Genomic DNA, 16,950 nt, shown 5'->3' with positions numbered 1-16,950 from the left:
TGCGGGCCCCCGCGGTTGCTCGCAGTGGAGCTACCAGGTCAGACCAGCAAGTCTTACTTGATGATCTTGGTGACCTGGCCGGCGCCGACGGTCCGGCCACCCTCGCGGATGGCGAACTTCAGGCCCTCCTCCATGGCGACGGGCTGGATCAGCTCGACGCGCATCTCGGTGTTGTCGCCCGGCATGACCATCTCGGTGCCCTCGGGGAGGTGCACCACACCGGTCACGTCCGTGGTACGGAAGTAGAACTGCGGGCGGTAGTTGTTGAAGAACGGGGTGTGGCGGCCACCCTCGTCCTTCGACAGGATGTAGGCCTGGGCCTCGAACTCGGTGTGCGGGGTGACCGAGCCCGGCTTGATGATGACCTGGCCGCGCTCGACGTCCTCGCGCTTGATGCCGCGGAGCAGCAGACCGACGTTCTCACCGGCCTGGCCCTCGTCGAGCAGCTTGCGGAACATCTCGATGCCGGTGACCGTGGTCTTGGTCTTCTCCGGCTTGATGCCGATGATCTCGACTTCCTCGTTGACCTTGAGGACACCACGCTCGATACGGCCGGTGACGACCGTACCGCGACCGGTGATGGTGAAGACGTCCTCGATCGGCATCAGGAACGGCTTGTCGACGTCGCGCTCCGGCTCCGGGATCGAGGTGTCGACAGCGTTCATGAGCTCCATGACGGACTCGGCCCACTTCGGGTCGCCCTCGAGCGCCTTCAGCGCCGAGACCTTGACGACCGGAACCTCGTCGCCGGGGAACTCGTACTCGGAGAGGAGCTCACGCACCTCGAGTTCGACGAGCTCCAGGATCTCCTCGTCGTCCACCATGTCGGCCTTGTTCAGGGCGACCACGATGTACGGCACGCCGACCTGGCGGGCCAGGAGCACGTGCTCCTTGGTCTGCGGCATCGGGCCGTCGGTGGCGGCGACCACGAGGATGGCGCCGTCCATCTGGGCAGCACCGGTGATCATGTTCTTGATGTAGTCCGCGTGACCCGGGCAGTCGACGTGGGCGTAGTGACGCGCCTCCGTCTGGTACTCGACGTGCGCGATGGAGATGGTGATACCGCGCTGGCGCTCCTCGGGAGCCTTGTCGATCTGGTCGAAGGCCGAAGCCTCGTTCAGGTCCGGGTACTTGTCGTGCAGCACCTTGGTAATGGCGGCCGTGAGGGTCGTCTTACCGTGGTCGATGTGACCGATGGTGCCGATGTTGACGTGCGGCTTAGTCCGCTCGAACTTCGCCTTCGCCACTGGGGTCCTCCTGTGGAGTGGTTCTGTACGCCTTACTCATCGGCGCCAGGTGATCTTTGCTGGGAAACCCGGGCCCGGGGCATTCCGACGGGTTGATGGCGGAATGCCCCTTGCAGGCTCCGGGGTCAAGCCTACGGCGTATGAACGGAGTCCGTTACTCGCCCTTGGCCTTCGCGATGATCTCCTCGGCGACGTTCCGCGGAACCTCGGCGTAGGAGTCGAACTGCATCGAGTAGCTTGCGCGACCCGACGTCTTGCTGCGGAGGTCTCCGACGTAGCCGAACATCTCCGACAGGGGCACGAGGCCCTTCACGACGCGGGCACCGGCCCGCTCCTCCATGGCCTGGATCTGGCCACGGCGGGAGTTGATGTCGCCGATGACCTCACCCATGTAGTCCTCGGGCGTGGTGACCTCGACGGCCATCATCGGCTCCAGGAGCACGGGCGAAGCCTTGCGCGCGGCCTCCTTGAAGGCCTGCGAACCGGCGATCTTGAACGCGAGCTCGGAGGAGTCCACCTCGTGGTAGGCACCGTCGAGCAGCGTCACGCGGACGCCGGTCATCTCGTAGCCGGCGAGGATGCCGAACTGCATGGCCTCCTGGCAGCCGGCGTCGACCGAGGGGATGTACTCCTTCGGCACGCGGCCACCGGTGACCTTGTTGACGAACTCGTACGAGGCGTCGCCGCCCTCGATCGGCTCGATCGAGATGACGACGCGACCGAACTGGCCGGTACCACCCGTCTGCTTCTTGTGGGTGTACTCGACCTTCTCGACCGCCTTGCGGATGGTCTCACGGTACGCCACCTGCGGCTTGCCGACGTTGGCCTCGACCTTGAACTCACGGCGCATGCGGTCGACCAGCACCTCGAGGTGCAGCTCGCCCATGCCGCCGATGATGGTCTGGCCGGTCTCCTCGTCCGAGTGGACCTGGAAGGACGGGTCCTCCTCGGCCAGGCGCTGGATCGCGACGCCGAGCTTCTCCTGGTCGCCCTTCGACTTGGGCTCGATGGCGACCTGGATGACCGGCGCCGGGAAGTCCATGGACTCCAGGATCACCGGGCTCTTGTCGTCGGAGAGCGTCTCACCGGTGGTGGTCTGCTTCAGACCCATGACGGCGACGATGTCGCCGGCGCCCACCGACTCGATCTCCTCACGCTTGTTGGCGTGCATGCGGTAGATCTTGCCGATGCGCTCCTTCTTGCCCTTCACGGAGTTCAGCACCTGGGTGCCGGACTCCAGGCGGCCGGAGTACACGCGGACGAAGGTGAGCTTGCCGAGGTGCGGGTCGCTCATGATCTTGAACGCCAGCGCCGACAGCGGCTCCTCGTCGGACGGCTTGCGCCGGACGATCGTCTCCGGGTCCTTCGGGTCGTGACCCTCGATGGCCTCGACGTCGAGCGGCGAGGGCAGGTAGCGCACGACCGCGTCGAGCAGGGGCTGCACGCCCTTGTTCTTGAACGCGGTACCGCAGAACACGGGGGTGACGGTGGTGCCGCCGCCCTTGCCGGAGGCGATGGTGATACGGCGGATCGCCGCGTACAGCTGCTCCTCGGTGGGCTCCTGGCCCTCGAGGTACAGCTCCATCAGCTCCTCGTCGTTCTCCGCGACGGCCTCGAGCAGCTTGCCGCGCCACTCCTCGGCGGCCTCGGTGTGCGTGGCCGGGATGTCGGTGACGTCGTACATCTCGCCCTTGGCGGCCTCGGCGGACCACACGAGCGCCTTCATGCGGACCAGGTCCACGACGCCCTTGAAGTCGGCCTCGGCACCGATGGGCAGCTGCATGACCAGCGGCTGCGCGCCCAGGCGGTCCTTGATCATGTCGACGCAGCGGTGGAACTCGGCACCGGTGCGGTCGAGCTTGTTGACGAAGCAGATGCGCGGAACGCCGTAGCGGTCCGCCTGACGCCACACGGTCTCGGACTGAGGCTCGACGCCGGCGACGCCGTCGAACACCGTCACGGCACCGTCGAGCACGCGCAGGGAACGCTCCACCTCGACGGTGAAGTCGACGTGGCCAGGCGTGTCGATGATGTTGATGGTGTGGTCGACGTCGTCCAGCTGCCAGTGGCAGGTGGTGGCAGCAGAGGTGATCGTGATGCCACGCTCCTGCTCCTGCTCCATCCAGTCCATGGTGGCAGCGCCGTCGTGGACCTCACCGATCTTGTAGGAAACGCCGGTGTAGAACAGGATCCGCTCGGTGGTCGTCGTCTTGCCCGCGTCGATGTGGGCCATGATCCCGATGTTGCGGACCCTGGCCAGGTCAAGCGAAGTGGTAGCCATAAGGCTTCATTCTTCTCTCGGTCTCGATGGGGTCTGCGACTACCAGCGGTAGTGCGCGAAGGCCTTGTTGGACTCGGCCATCTTGTGCGTGTCCTCGCGCTTCTTCACAGCGGCACCGAGGCCGTTGCTGGCGTCGAGGAGCTCGTTGAGCAGACGCTCGGTCATGGTCTTCTCGCGACGGGCGCGGGAGTAACCGACCAGCCAGCGCAGTGCCAGCGTGTTGGCACGGCCGGGCTTGACCTCGACCGGGACCTGGTAGGTGGCACCACCGACACGGCGGGACTTGACCTCGAGGGTCGGCTTGATGTTGTCGAGAGCGCGCTTGAGCGTGATGACCGGGTCGTTGCCGGTCTTCTCACGCAGGCCCTCCATGGCGCCGTAAACGATGCGCTCGGCGGTGGAGCGCTTGCCGTTCAGCAGCACCTTGTTGATCAGGGAGGTCACCAGGGGGGAGCCGTAAACCGGGTCGACGTGGACCGGGCGCTTCGGGGCGGGGCCCTTACGAGGCATTCTTACTTCTCCTTCTTGGCGCCGTAACGGCTGCGGGCCTGCTTGCGGTTCTTGACACCCTGGGTGTCGAGGGAGCCACGGATGATCTTGTAACGAACACCCGGCAGGTCCTTCACACGGCCGCCTCGCACGAGCACGATGGAGTGCTCCTGCAGGTTGTGTCCCTCACCCGGAATGTAAGCGGTGACCTCGATGCCGCTGGTCAGACGCACACGCGCGACCTTGCGGAGGGCCGAGTTCGGCTTCTTCGGGGTGGTCGTGAACACACGCGTGCAGACGCCTCGACGCTGGGGCGAGCCCTCGAGTGCGGGCGTCTTGTTCTTTTCGACCTTGTCCTGCCGGCCCTTACGGACCAGCTGCTGGATCGTAGGCACTACTTCTCCGGTTTCTGTGTGCCGATGGGTACAGCTAACCTGGAACGTCGCCGACCCACGCGGTCGGGTGTGTCGAATCGTGCGGACCTTCGCCACAAGGCGAAAAGAAGCGCAGATTGCGGTGGCCGTTCATCGGCCTCCGGTGCGGTTGTGATGGCACGCACGAAGGCCAGGGCACACCCCAGGCACAAGGTCTGAGCGTACCTATCGCATTCGCTGCGGTCAAAACAAATGGGCGCCGCCCACAGGGGTGCGGGACGCATGTCAAGACCCCGCGTCGAAGACGATCTTCAAATCTCCGGCCCACGGGTGATTCGGGTGCTTTGTCCATCGTAGGACCCACCGGTCCCTGGGTCCCGCCGGAAGCCCCGCGGCCGGGCTCCGGACCCGGGGGGAACCCCCCTCAGGCAGCCACCAGCGCCAGCACGAACGACAGGATCAGCAGCACCGCCCACGCCGCGTTCGACAGCCACCCGAGCGCCAGCCCGGTCAGCGCCAGCGCGTCCCCCTCCTCACCGGTGCGCGCCATCTCCGCCCGCGCGGCATGCCCCAGCACCACGGCCGGGATGCCGGTCAGCCCGAACGTCAGCAGACACAGCCCCCCGCACACGGCCGAGGCGACCGCCTTGCCGTTCACCCGGGGCCTGGGCGCCGGCAGGAACGCCGGGGGCACGGGGTGCGCCACGGGGTGCGGAGCGGGCCCCTGCGGCAGATCCGCCACCAGCAGCGCCAGCTCCCCCACCGTGCGCGCCGCGTACGCCCGTGCCACGCGCCGCTCGAACTCCTCCTGCTCCATGCGCCCCTCGCCGTACCCGGCTCTGAGCACGTCCACGGCCCGTTCCCGGTCGGCGTGCGAGGCGAGCATCGACGGCGCGTTCCGAAGGCCCCACGGCTGCCACGGCTGCGGGACACCGGGCTGCTGCTGCCAGGGCTGCCATGAGGGATACGGCGGCTGCGACACGGGGCACCTCCCGGAAGACCGGCGTGTCTCCATGATGCGCCCAGCGGCCCGTTCAGGCACCGAGAAACGCACCGGCGGACCCGCCGGGGAACGCCGAAGGGCGGCCACCCCTCGCGGAGTGGCCGCCCTTCAGTGGACGTGCGCCTTACTGGTTGTACGGACCGTAGTCGTAGTCCTCCAGCGGGACGGCCTGGCCGGAGCCGGTGCCGAACGGCGAGTAGTCGATGTCGTCGTAGCCGACGGCCGAGTACATCGCGGCCTTGGCCTCCTCGGTCGGCTCGACCCGGATGTTGCGGTAGCGGGACAGGCCCGTACCGGCCGGGATGAGCTTACCGATGATGACGTTCTCCTTGAGGCCGATCAGCGAGTCGGACTTGGCGTTGATCGCCGCGTCCGTGAGGACTCGCGTCGTCTCCTGGAAGGACGCCGCCGACAGCCAGGACTCCGTGGCCAGCGAGGCCTTGGTGATGCCCATGAGCTGCGGACGGCCGGAGGCCGGGTGACCGCCCTCCTGGACCACACGACGGTTCTCCTGCTCGAACTTCGAGCGCTCGACCAGCTCACCGGGCAGCAGCTCGGCGTCGCCGGACTCGATGATCGTCACCCGGCGCAGCATCTGCCGGATGATGATCTCGATGTGCTTGTCGTGGATCGACACACCCTGCGAGTTGTAGACCTTCTGGACCTCGCCGACCAGGTGGACCTGGACGGCACGCTGGCCCAGGATGCGCAGCACGTCGTGCGGGTTGGTGGCACCCACGGTGAGCTTCTGGCCCACCTCGACGTGGTCGCCGTCGCTGACCAGGAGACGGGCGCGCTTCGAGATCGGGTAGGACGTCTCGTCGCTGCCGTCGTCCGGCGTGATGACGATCTTCTTGGTCTTCTCGGTCTCCTCGATCCGCACGCGGCCGGAGGCCTCGGAGATCGGGGCGACACCCTTCGGGGTACGGGCCTCGAAGAGCTCGACGACACGCGGCAGACCCTGGGTGATGTCGTCACCGGCCACACCACCGGTGTGGAAGGTACGCATCGTCAGCTGGGTACCGGGCTCACCGATGGACTGGGCGGCGATGATGCCGACCGCCTCGCCGATGTCCACCAGCTTGCCGGTGGCCAGCGAGCGGCCGTAGCACATCGCGCAGGTGCCGACGGCGGACTCGCAGGTCAGGACCGAGCGGGTCTTGACCTCCTCGACGCCGCGGGAGATCAGCTCCTCGATGAGCACGTCGCCCAGGTCGGTGCCGGCCGGGGCCAGCACCTGGCCGTCGACCACGATGTCCTCCGCGAGGCAGCGGGCGTACACCGAGGTCTCGACGTTCTCCGCCTTGCGCAGCACGCCGTCGGCGTCGCGGTCGGCGATCTTCAGGCGCAGGCCGCGGTCGGTGCCGCAGTCCTCCTCGCGGATGATGACGTCCTGGGAGACGTCGACCAGACGACGGGTGAGGTAACCCGAGTCGGCGGTACGCAGAGCCGTGTCCGCCAGACCCTTACGGGCACCGTGCGTGGAGATGAAGTACTCCAGCACGGACAGACCCTCACGGAACGAGGCCTTGATGGGCCGCGGGATCGTCTCGTTCTTGGCGTTCGACACCAGACCGCGCATACCGGCAATCTGACGCATCTGCATCATGTTGCCTCGCGCACCCGAGTTCACCATCATGAAGATCGGGTTGGTCTTGGGGAAGTTGTCGTTCATCGCCTCGGCGACCTCGTTGGTCGCCTGGGTCCAGATCTGGATGAGCTCCTGCGTGCGCTCGTCCTTGGTGATCAGACCGCGCTCGTACTGCTTCTGGACCTTCTCGTCAGCGGCCTCCCACTTGGCGACGATCTCCTTCTTCGCCTCGGGGACGACCACGTCGGAGATGGCGACGGTGACGCCGGAACGGGTGGCCCAGTAGAAGCCGGCCGCCTTCAGGTTGTCGAGCGTCGCCGCCACGATGACCTTCGGGTAGCGCTCGGCGAGGTCGTTGACGATCTCGGAGAGCTGCTTCTTGCCGACCTCGTAGTCGACGAACGGGTAGTCCTCGGGCAGCAGCTCGTTGAAGAGCGCACGGCCCAGGGTGGTGTTCAGCCGGAAGCTGTCACCGGGCTGCCACTCGGGCTCACCCTCCTCGCGCGCCGGCGGGGTCCAGCCGCGCGGCGGGATGGTGCCGACCGGGAAGCGGACGTCGATCTTCGACTGGAGCGACAGCTCGCCCGCGTCGAAGGCCATGATCGCCTCGGCGACCGAGGAGAAGGAACGGCCCTCGCCCTTCAGGTCGCGCATCTCGCCGTCGGTGGTGAGGAAGAACAGACCGAGGACCATGTCCTGGGTCGGCATCGTCACCGGACGGCCGTCGGCCGGCTTGAGGATGTTGTTCGAGGACAGCATCAGGATGCGGGCCTCGGCCTGGGCCTCCGCGGACAGCGGCAGGTGCACGGCCATCTGGTCACCGTCGAAGTCCGCGTTGAACGCGGTGCACACGAGCGGGTGGATCTGAATGGCCTTGCCCTCGACCAGCTGCGGCTCGAAGGCCTGGATGCCCAGACGGTGCAGGGTGGGCGCACGGTTCAGCAGCACCGGGTGCTCGGCGATGACCTCTTCGAGGACGTCGTACACCACGGTGCGGCCGCGCTCGACCATCCGCTTGGCGCTCTTGATGTTCTGCGCGTGGTTCAGGTCGACCAGGCGCTTCATCACGAACGGCTTGAACAGCTCCAGCGCCATCGCCTTCGGCAGACCGCACTGGTGCAGCTTCAGCTGCGGACCGACGACGATCACGGAACGCGCCGAGTAGTCGACACGCTTACCGAGCAGGTTCTGACGGAAGCGGCCCTGCTTGCCCTTCAGCATGTCGCTGAGGGACTTCAGCGGGCGGTTGCCGGGACCGGTCACCGGACGGCCGCGGCGGCCGTTGTCGAAGAGGGCGTCAACGGCCTCCTGAAGCATGCGCTTCTCGTTGTTGACGATGATCTCGGGCGCGCCGAGGTCCAGCAGCCTCTTCAGACGGTTGTTGCGGTTGATGACCCGGCGGTACAGGTCGTTCAGGTCGGAGGTCGCGAAGCGGCCACCGTCCAGCTGCACCATCGGACGCAGGTCCGGCGGGATGACCGGGACGCAGTCCAGGACCATGCCCTTGGGGCTGTTGGAGGTCTGCAGGAACGCGGAGACGACCTTCAGCCGCTTCAGGGCGCGGGTCTTCTTCTGGCCCTTGCCGGTGCGGATGATCTCGCGGAGCTTCTCGGCCTCCTCCTCGAGGTCGAAGGACTCCAGGCGCTTCTGCAGCGCCGCGGCACCCATCGAGCCGTCGAAGTACGTGCCGAAGCGGTCGCGCAGCTCGCGGTAGAGCAGCTCGTCGCCCTCGAGGTCCTGGACCTTGAGGTTCTTGAACCGGTTCCACACCTCGTCGAGGCGGTCGATCTCGCGCTGCGCGCGGTCGCGCAGCTGCTTCATCTCGCGCTCGGCACCCTCGCGCACCTTGCGGCGCACATCGGCCTTGGCGCCCTCGGCCTCCAGCTCGGCGAGGTCGGCCTCGAGCTTCTTGGCGCGGGCCTCCAGGTCGGCGTCGCGGCGCTGCTCGATCTGCTGGCGCTCGACGGAGACGTGGGCCTCCAGCGAGGGCAGGTCGCGGGCACGGCGCTCCTCGTCGACCCACGTGATCATGTAGGCGGCGAAGTAGATGACCTTCTCGAGGTCCTTCGGCGCCAGGTCCAGCAGGTAGCCCAGGCGCGACGGGACGCCCTTGAAGTACCAGATGTGCGTGACAGGGGCGGCCAGCTCGATGTGGCCCATCCGCTCACGGCGCACCTTGGCGCGCGTGACCTCGACGCCACAGCGCTCGCAGATGATGCCCTTGAATCGGACGCGCTTGTACTTGCCGCAGTAGCACTCCCAGTCCCGGGTCGGACCGAAGATCTTCTCGCAGAAGAGTCCGTCCTTCTCGGGCTTGAGGGTGCGGTAGTTGATGGTCTCGGGCTTCTTGACCTCGCCGTGGCTCCACTGACGGATGTCGTCAGCGGTGGCCAGGCCGATCCGGAGCTCGTCGAAGAAGTTGACGTCGAGCACTATGCGTCAATCCCTCTCAGGGTCGTAAGTCTGTGGTCTGAAACGGGGGTCCTGGGGCCGGCGGCCTCCGGAACGGAAGGCCGCCGGACTCCCGTCAGACCTCTTCGACGCTGCTCGGCTCGCGCCGGGACAGGTCGATACCGAGCTCCTCCGCTGCGCGGAAGACGTCCTCGTCGGTGTCACGCATCTCGATGGACATACCGTCGCTGGACAGCACCTCCACGTTCAGGCAGAGCGACTGCATCTCCTTGATGAGCACCTTGAAGGACTCGGGGATGCCGGGTTCGGGGATGTTCTCGCCCTTGACGATGGCCTCGTAGACCTTCACGCGGCCGGTGACGTCGTCGGACTTGATGGTCAGCAGCTCCTGGAGGGCGTAGGCGGCGCCGTACGCCTCGAGTGCCCACACCTCCATCTCGCCGAACCGCTGGCCACCGAACTGGGCCTTACCGCCCAGCGGCTGCTGGGTGATCATCGAGTACGGACCGGTCGAGCGGGCGTGCAGCTTGTCGTCGACCAGGTGGTGCAGCTTGAGGATGTACATGTACCCGACGGAGATCGGGTCCGGGAACGGCTCACCGGAGCGGCCGTCGAACAGCCGCGCCTTGCCGGACGGCAGCACCAGGCGGTCGCCGTCGCGGTTGGGCATGGTGTGCTCCAGCAGACCGGCGAGCTCGTCCTCGCGGGCACCGTCGAAGACCGGGGTGGCCACGTTGGTGCGCGGCTCGACGCGGTCGGCTCCGATCGCCTGGAGGCGCTTGGCCCACTCCTCCTGGAGGCCGGAGACGTCCCAGCCCTGGCTGGCGAGCCAGCCGAGGTGGATCTCCAGGACCTGTCCCGGGTTCATCCGGGACGGCACGCCCAGCGGGTTGAGGATGATGTCGACCGGGGTGCCGTCCTCCAGGAACGGCATGTCCTCGATCGGCAGGATCTTGGAGATGACGCCCTTGTTGCCGTGGCGGCCGGCGAGCTTGTCACCGTCGGTGATCTTGCGCTTCTGCGCGACGTAGACGCGGACCAGCTGGTTCACGCCCGGCGGCAGCTCGTCGCCCTCCTCGCGGTCGAAGACGCGCACGCCGATGACCTTGCCGGTCTCGCCGTGCGGCACCTTCAGCGAGGTGTCACGGACCTCACGGGCCTTCTCACCGAAGATCGCGCGCAGCAGGCGCTCCTCGGGGGTCAGCTCGGTCTCACCCTTCGGGGTGACCTTGCCGACGAGGATGTCGCCGGCGATGACCTCGGCACCGATGCGGATGATGCCGCGCTCGTCGAGGTCGGCGAGGACCTCCTCGGAGACGTTCGGGATGTCCCGGGTGATCTCCTCGGGGCCGAGCTTGGTGTCACGGGCGTCGACCTCGTGCTCCTCGATGTGGATCGAGGAGAGGACGTCGTCCTGCACGAGGCGCTGCGACAGGATGATCGCGTCCTCGTAGTTGTGGCCCTCCCACGGCATGAACGCGACCAGCAGGTTCTTGCCGAGCGCCATCTCGCCGTTCTGGGTGGCCGGGCCGTCGGCCAGGACCTGGCCCTCGACGACGCGGTCGCCCTCGGAGACGATGACCTTCTGGTTGACCGAGGTGCCCTGGTTGGAGCGGGCGAACTTGGCCAGGCGGTACGTGATGTACGTGCCGTCGTCGTTGGCGGTGGTGATGTAGTCCGCGGAGACCTCCTGGACCACACCGGACTTCTCGGCCTTGACGACGTCGCCGGCGTCGACGGCGGAGCGGTACTCCATGCCGGTACCGACGAGCGGGGCCTCCGCCTGGATCAGCGGAACGGCCTGGCGCATCATGTTCGCGCCCATGAGGGCACGGTTGGCGTCGTCGTGCTCCAGGAAGGGGATCATGGCGGTCGCGACCGACACCATCTGGCGCGGCGAGACGTCCATGTAGTCCACGTCCTCGGGGCCGACGTAGTCGACCTCGCCGCCCTTGCGGCGGACCAGCACGCGGTTCTCGGCGAACCGCAGGTCATCGGTGAGCGGCGCGTTGGCCTGCGCGATGACGAAGCGGTCCTCCTCGTCGGCGGTGAGGTAGTCGACCTGGTCGGTGACCTGGCCCTCGAACACCTTGCGGTACGGGGTCTCCACGAAACCGAACGCGTTGACCCGGCCGTAGGTGGCGAGCGAGCCGATCAGACCGATGTTCGGGCCTTCCGGCGTCTCGATCGGGCACATGCGGCCGTAGTGCGAGGGGTGCACGTCACGGACCTCGAAGCCGGCCCGCTCACGGGAGAGACCACCCGGGCCGAGCGCGGACAGACGACGCTTGTGCGTCAGCCCGGACAGCGGGTTGTTCTGGTCCATGAACTGGGACAGCTGGCTGGTGCCGAAGAACTCCTTGATGGAGGCGACGACCGGCCGGATGTTGATCAGGGTCTGCGGCGTGATCGCCTCGACGTCCTGCGTGGTCATGCGCTCGCGCACGACGCGCTCCATCCGGGCCAGACCCGTGCGGACCTGGTTCTGGATGAGCTCGCCGACGCTGCGCAGACGGCGGTTGCCGAAGTGGTCGATGTCGTCGGTCTCGACGACGACCGTCTCACCGTTGTCGCCGACCGTCTCGGTCTCACCGGCGTGCAGCTTCACCAGGTACTTGATCGTCGCGATGATGTCCTCGACGGTCAGGATGCCCGCGTCCAGCGGGGTGTCCGTACCCAGCTTCTTGTTGACCTTGTAGCGGCCGACCTTGGCGAGGTCGTAGCGCTTGGGGTTGAAGTAGAGGTTCTCCAGCAGCGTCTGCGCGGCCTCACGCGTGGGGGGCTCGCCCGGACGCAGCTTGCGGTAGATGTCGAGCAGTGCGTCGTCCTGGCCCTGGGTGTGGTCCTTCTCCAGGGTGGCGCGCATCGACTCGTACTCGCCGAACTCCTCCAGGATCTGCTCGGTGGTCCAGCCGAGCGCCTTGAGCAGCACGGTGACGGACTGCTTGCGCTTGCGGTCGATGCGCACACCGACCATGTCGCGCTTGTCGATCTCCATCTCCAGCCAGGCACCCCGGGAGGGGATGATCTTGGCGGAGAAGATGTCCTTGTCCGAGGTCTTGTCGATGCTGGAGTCGAAGTAGACACCAGGCGAACGGACCAGCTGCGACACCACGACACGCTCGGTGCCGTTGATGACGAAGGTGCCCTTGTTCGTCATGAGCGGGAAGTCGCCCATGAAGACGGTCTGGGACTTGATCTCGCCGGTCTCGTTGTTGGTGAACTCGGCGGTGACGAAGAGCGGAGCCGCGTAGGTGAAGTCGCGCTCCTTGCACTCGTCGATGCTGTTCTTCGGCGGCTCGAAGCGGTGGTCACGGAAGGTCAGCGACATCGACCCGGAGAAGTCCTCGATCGGGGAGATCTCCTCGAAGATCTCCTCCAGACCGGACTTGGTGGGGACGTCCTGACCGTTCTCGAGAGCCTCCTCGACGCGAGCCTTCCACGCGTCGTTGCCGAGCAGCCAGTCGAAGCTCTCGGTCTGGAGCGCGAGAAGGTTCGGAACCTCGAGGGGCTCCTTGATCTTTGCAAAGGAGATGCGCAGCGGGGCGGTGCTGGCGCCGTTGTTCGTATTCGCGGTCGAGGCGTTGCGCGAGGCGGCCAAGAGGGGGTCCTTCCGAGGGCTCGGACTCACTACGCGCGTACCGGTCCCCCACCGTGCCCCGGGACAGACTCCTTCTGACGGGACCGAAAGGCCAGGTCAGAGGCGTTCTGTACATCGGTGCTGAGGCGAGGGCAGACCCCTGGTGACGGGCAGGGGGCAGCTAACAGGCAGCGCAAAGGGTCAGTGTAGCCACTCGGCACACTGATGTCCAGTGCGGGTTTTCACGACCCTCGTTGTTCTCAACGCCCTCGGCATGCTTGCCCTCAATGCACGTTGATACTGCCCTCTTCGTCGTCGATCCATGCCTCGGATTCGGATCCTTGTGACGACGCGTCCTGAGAATTGCGCGCTGCGTGCGGTTCGTCAAGGCCCCCTTGCCCGAACTGCCCGAACCGAGACGCCCGAAGAGACGACGATGATCACCATACCCCCCGTCACCGGGCGTGCAAGGCAACCACGGGGACGCCCGCCGGAACGCCGAAGAGCGACCACCCGGTTGGATGATCGCTCTTCGGTGCTACAGCGTTACAAGGCCCCTACGAGACCCTGTGCGACAAGGTCTTACTTGACCTCGACCGAAGCGCCGGCGCCCTCGAGGGCCTCCTTGGCCTTGTCGGCGGCCTCCTTGTTGACCTTCTCGAGAACCGGCTTCGGGGTGCCGTCGACCAGGTCCTTGGCCTCCTTCAGGCCCAGGGAGGTCAGCTCGCGCACGACCTTGATGACCTGGATCTTCTTGTCGCCGGCACCGGTGAGGATGACGTCGAACTCGTCCTTCTCCTCAGCAGCGCCGGCCTCGCCGCCGCCCTGAGCAGCGCCACCGGCCATGACGACCGGAGCGGCCGCGGCGGCGGTGACGTCGAACTTCTCCTCGAAGGCCTTCACGAACTCGGAGAGCTCGATGAGGGTCATCTCCTCGAACTGGGCCAGCAGCTCGTCCTGGGTGAGCTTCGCCATGGTGGCGGGTCCTTCCACTAAATCGGCAGGTGCCGGATGTACTGGGTGAGGCGGGCGTACGTCGGGCCCGCATCGACCCTCGCCTCATGCAGCGAGGATCGGAAAGCGAGCCGAATTACTCGGCACCGCCCTGCTCGGCCTGCTTGGCACGAAGCGCGTCGACGGTGCGGACGAGCTTCGAGGGCAGCGCCTGGAAGACGGAGGCAGCCTGGGACTGCTTCGCCTTGAAGGCACCGGCCAGCTTGCTGAGCAGAACCTCGCGGGACTCGAGGTCCGCAAGCTTCTTGATCTCGTCGGCGGACAGCGCCTTGCCGTCAAGGACACCGCCCTTGATGACGAGATTCGGGTTCTCCTTGGCGAAGTCACGAAGACCCTTCGCCGACTCCACCGGGTCACCGGTGACGAAGGCGACGGCCGTCGGACCAGCGAAGAGCTGGTCGTCCAGCGTGATCCCGGCCTCGTTGGCCGCAATCTTGGTCAGCGTGTTCTTCACCACGGCGTACTGGGCGTTCTCACCGAGCGAACGACGCAGCGTCTTGAGCTGCGCCACGGTGAGACCGCGGTACTCGGTCAGCACGGCGGCGTTGGAGCTGCGGAACTTGTCCGTCAGCTCGGCAACCGCGGCAGCCTTGTCGGGCCTCGCCATAGAGCCTCGGCCTCCTTCCGGGTGATTCGGACCGCGCGGACCCGAAGGAGGACTGGGGAAAACGAAACGCCCCGGGCGCAGGCACACGGGGCGTAGCTCAACCGGTTCCTCACACGCACGAGGCGGCGAGTCACGGGAACTCTTCCTCTGTCACCTGCGCGGGTCGTCCGCAGTTCAGCGGATCCTTCGGCCACCGAGCCCTCTTACGAGCGCACGGCAACGACCAGCGGTCTTTGGCTTCCGTGGAAGAGTACGTGACCGGATCGTCGTCAGGCAAATCGGCCGGACGGGGGCTGCAAAGGCTCAGGCCCCCAGGTCCGCACCGGACTGCTCACCGAGGCCCGCACCGGACTGACCGCCGAGCCGCTCCAGCTCCTCCAGCATCTCCATGAAGTCGAAGGTGTCGCCGGCCGGCGGGGCCTGGACGTCGGCCTTCGTGCCGTAGTCGGAGTAGTGGGCCGTCATCTTCATCGTGCCCTGCGGGAACTTCATCCCGACGACCATCTTCACCGGCAGGTCGTCCTCGTTGACCCAGACCTCGGTGTCGTAGCCCTTCATGCCGGCCTTCTCCAGGCCGTCGACCAGCTCCTGGCGCTCCTTCTTCGAGAGCATGCCCTCGGTGCCCTGGTTGGCCTCCAGCATCTCCTGGACGCTCAGCGTGCCCTTGTAGTGCTCCGTCTCGACGCCGTCGACCTTCTCCGGGCCGACGTGCTTGAGGTTCGGCGACTCCAGCAGCAGGGCGAGCTGCTGGGCCGGGTCCTGGTTCATGTTCTGCAGGCTCTGGGTCATCTGCCGCTGCGCGTCGGCGTCACCGGACTTCTCGGCCAGCGCGCCGAAGTCCATCTTCATCCACTGCTTGCCGTCCATCTCGGCGGCCTGCTTGGCGCCCATGTTGATGTACATGACGTCGTCGAGCATGATCATGCGCATCGGCTCGGGCGCCTCCGGGTCGCCGGCGGCGAGCGCGGAGCCCTTCATGGTGACGTCCATGACGCCCGGGTCCCAGCCCTGGACACCCGAGATCTCCGTGGTGCCGCCGCCCGCCGCGGCCGGCATGGCCATGGTGATCCGCACCTTGGCGGACTTGACCTCGGAGGTCTTCTTGTAGGCGGCCTGCAGCACCTCGGTCATGCTGCTCTGCGACCTGGCCCCGGAGTCCGGGGAGCCCGCCGCCTTCTTCCCGCCCCCGTCACCGTCCTGGCAGCCCGCGACCCCCGCCACGACAGCCGCTGCCGTCAGACAGACACCTGCGCGCTTCCATGCGGACATGGCCATGTAAATCCCACCCCTGTGTTCTTCCAGCTGTCTCTGCTCAGCTGTCTCTGCTGTCTCTGCTGTCTCTGCTGTCTCTGCTGTCTCTGCTGTATCTGCTGTGTCCGCGCAGTGCGCGCGTCTCCCTGCGCCGTGCACGCGCCTCGGATCAATGCCTGGAACGTTAACGCACCGCGCTGACACAGGCGCAGGAAAAAACCCGCCCCCTCGCCCTGGCGGGCGTGGGGGCGGGCTTCCCAGCGCGCGGACCGGACGGGCCGGTCCGGGCCGGCCGGGCTCAGGCCGCGGCCGGGTCCTCCTCGACGAGGAGGTTGCGGGTGCGGTTCGGGTCGACCGGGATGCCGGGGCCCATCGTGGTGGTGATGGCGGCCTTCTTGATGTAGCGACCCTTGGCGGCCGACGGCTTCAGACGGAGGATCTCCTCCAGCGCGGCGGCGTAGTTCTCCACCAGCTGGGTGTCGTCGAACGACGTCTTGCCGATGATGAAGTGCAGGTTCGCGTGCTTGTCGACACGGAACTCGATCTTGCCGCCCTTGATGTCGTTGACAGCCTTGGCGACGTCCGGGGTCACGGTGCCGGTCTTGGGGTTCGGCATCAGACCACGGGGACCGAGCACGCGGCCGAGGCGGCCGACCTTGCCCATGAGGTCCGGGGTGGCGACGACGGCGTCGAAGTCCAGACGGCCCTTCGACACCTCGTCGATCAGCTCGTCGGCGCCGACGATGTCGGCGCCCGCGGCACGCGCGGCCTCGGCACGGTCGCCGGTCGCGAAGACCAGGACCCGGGCGGTCTTACCGGTGCCGTGCGGGAGGTTCACGGTGCCACGGACCATCTGGTCGGCCTTGCGCGGGTCGACACCCAGACGGAAGGCGACCTCGACGGTGGCGTCGAACTTGGTCGTGGAGGTCTCCTTGGCGAGACGGACGGCCTCAAGCGGGGCGTAGAGCTTGTCCCGGTTGACCTTGGCGTCCGCAGCGCGGAGAGCCTTGCTGCGCTTGCTCACTTAAAGCTCCTGGAGGTTCTTAGGAGTTGTGGTCCGGGCCGAGCAGGCCCTTCCACACTTCTGTGGTGGCTTGGGGA

Annotated in this window: 11 protein-coding genes; all 11 read right to left on the bottom strand. The window is 66.8% G+C overall.

Annotation, left to right across the window (positions count from 1 at the left end):
- Positions 1–53: 53 nt before the first annotated feature.
- Positions 54–1,247 (bottom strand): elongation factor Tu, encoded by a 1,194-nt coding sequence (gene tuf / locus ABD198_RS01905; RefSeq protein WP_343997519.1) that lies wholly within the window; start codon positions 1,245–1,247, stop codon positions 54–56.
- Positions 1,248–1,401: 154 nt separating this feature from the next.
- The gene (fusA, locus tag ABD198_RS01900; RefSeq protein WP_343997518.1) at positions 1,402–3,528 is read right to left on the bottom strand and encodes an elongation factor G; all 2,127 of its coding nucleotides are present in this window, start codon (positions 3,526–3,528) and stop codon (positions 1,402–1,404) included.
- A gap of 39 nt (positions 3,529–3,567) precedes the next feature.
- Positions 3,568–4,038 (bottom strand): 30S ribosomal protein S7, encoded by a 471-nt coding sequence (gene rpsG / locus ABD198_RS01895; RefSeq protein ID WP_167991111.1) that lies wholly within the window; start codon positions 4,036–4,038, stop codon positions 3,568–3,570.
- A 2-nt stretch (positions 4,039–4,040) separates the two neighbouring features.
- Positions 4,041–4,412 carry a 30S ribosomal protein S12 gene (gene rpsL / locus ABD198_RS01890; RefSeq protein ID WP_003948652.1) on the bottom strand — a complete coding sequence of 124 codons (372 nt, stop codon included), beginning with the start codon at positions 4,410–4,412 and terminating at the stop codon, positions 4,041–4,043.
- A 403-nt stretch (positions 4,413–4,815) separates the two neighbouring features.
- Positions 4,816–5,373 carry a DUF1707 and DUF4190 domain-containing protein gene (locus ABD198_RS01885; RefSeq protein WP_343997517.1) on the bottom strand — a complete coding sequence of 186 codons (558 nt, stop codon included), beginning with the start codon at positions 5,371–5,373 and terminating at the stop codon, positions 4,816–4,818.
- Between the two features lie 145 nt (positions 5,374–5,518).
- A complete protein-coding gene (locus ABD198_RS01880; RefSeq protein ID WP_343997516.1) occupies positions 5,519–9,418 on the bottom strand; it encodes a DNA-directed RNA polymerase subunit beta' in 3,900 nt (1,299 codons plus the stop codon).
- Positions 9,419–9,512: 94 nt separating this feature from the next.
- Positions 9,513–12,998: a DNA-directed RNA polymerase subunit beta gene (gene rpoB, locus ABD198_RS01875; protein WP_343997515.1), complete on the bottom strand. Its 3,486-nt coding sequence runs from the start codon at positions 12,996–12,998 to the stop codon at positions 9,513–9,515.
- A 561-nt stretch (positions 12,999–13,559) separates the two neighbouring features.
- Positions 13,560–13,952 (bottom strand): 50S ribosomal protein L7/L12, encoded by a 393-nt coding sequence (rplL, locus tag ABD198_RS01870; protein ID WP_167991104.1) that lies wholly within the window; start codon positions 13,950–13,952, stop codon positions 13,560–13,562.
- A gap of 115 nt (positions 13,953–14,067) precedes the next feature.
- Positions 14,068–14,598 carry a 50S ribosomal protein L10 gene (rplJ, locus tag ABD198_RS01865; protein WP_167991102.1) on the bottom strand — a complete coding sequence of 177 codons (531 nt, stop codon included), beginning with the start codon at positions 14,596–14,598 and terminating at the stop codon, positions 14,068–14,070.
- Between the two features lie 303 nt (positions 14,599–14,901).
- Positions 14,902–15,873: an SCO4651 family lipoprotein gene (locus ABD198_RS01860; protein WP_343997514.1), complete on the bottom strand. Its 972-nt coding sequence runs from the start codon at positions 15,871–15,873 to the stop codon at positions 14,902–14,904.
- A 274-nt stretch (positions 15,874–16,147) separates the two neighbouring features.
- Positions 16,148–16,873, bottom strand: a complete 726-nt coding sequence (gene rplA, locus ABD198_RS01855) for a 50S ribosomal protein L1 (RefSeq protein WP_167991098.1) — start codon at positions 16,871–16,873, stop codon at positions 16,148–16,150.
- Positions 16,874–16,950: the final 77 nt, after the last annotated feature.

The sequence above is a fragment of the Streptomyces thermocarboxydovorans genome (genome assembly GCF_039524635.1).
Taxonomy (GTDB): Bacteria; Actinomycetota; Actinomycetes; order Streptomycetales; family Streptomycetaceae; genus Streptomyces; species Streptomyces thermocarboxydovorans.
This window is presented reverse-complemented; position numbering and strand designations above follow the sequence as displayed.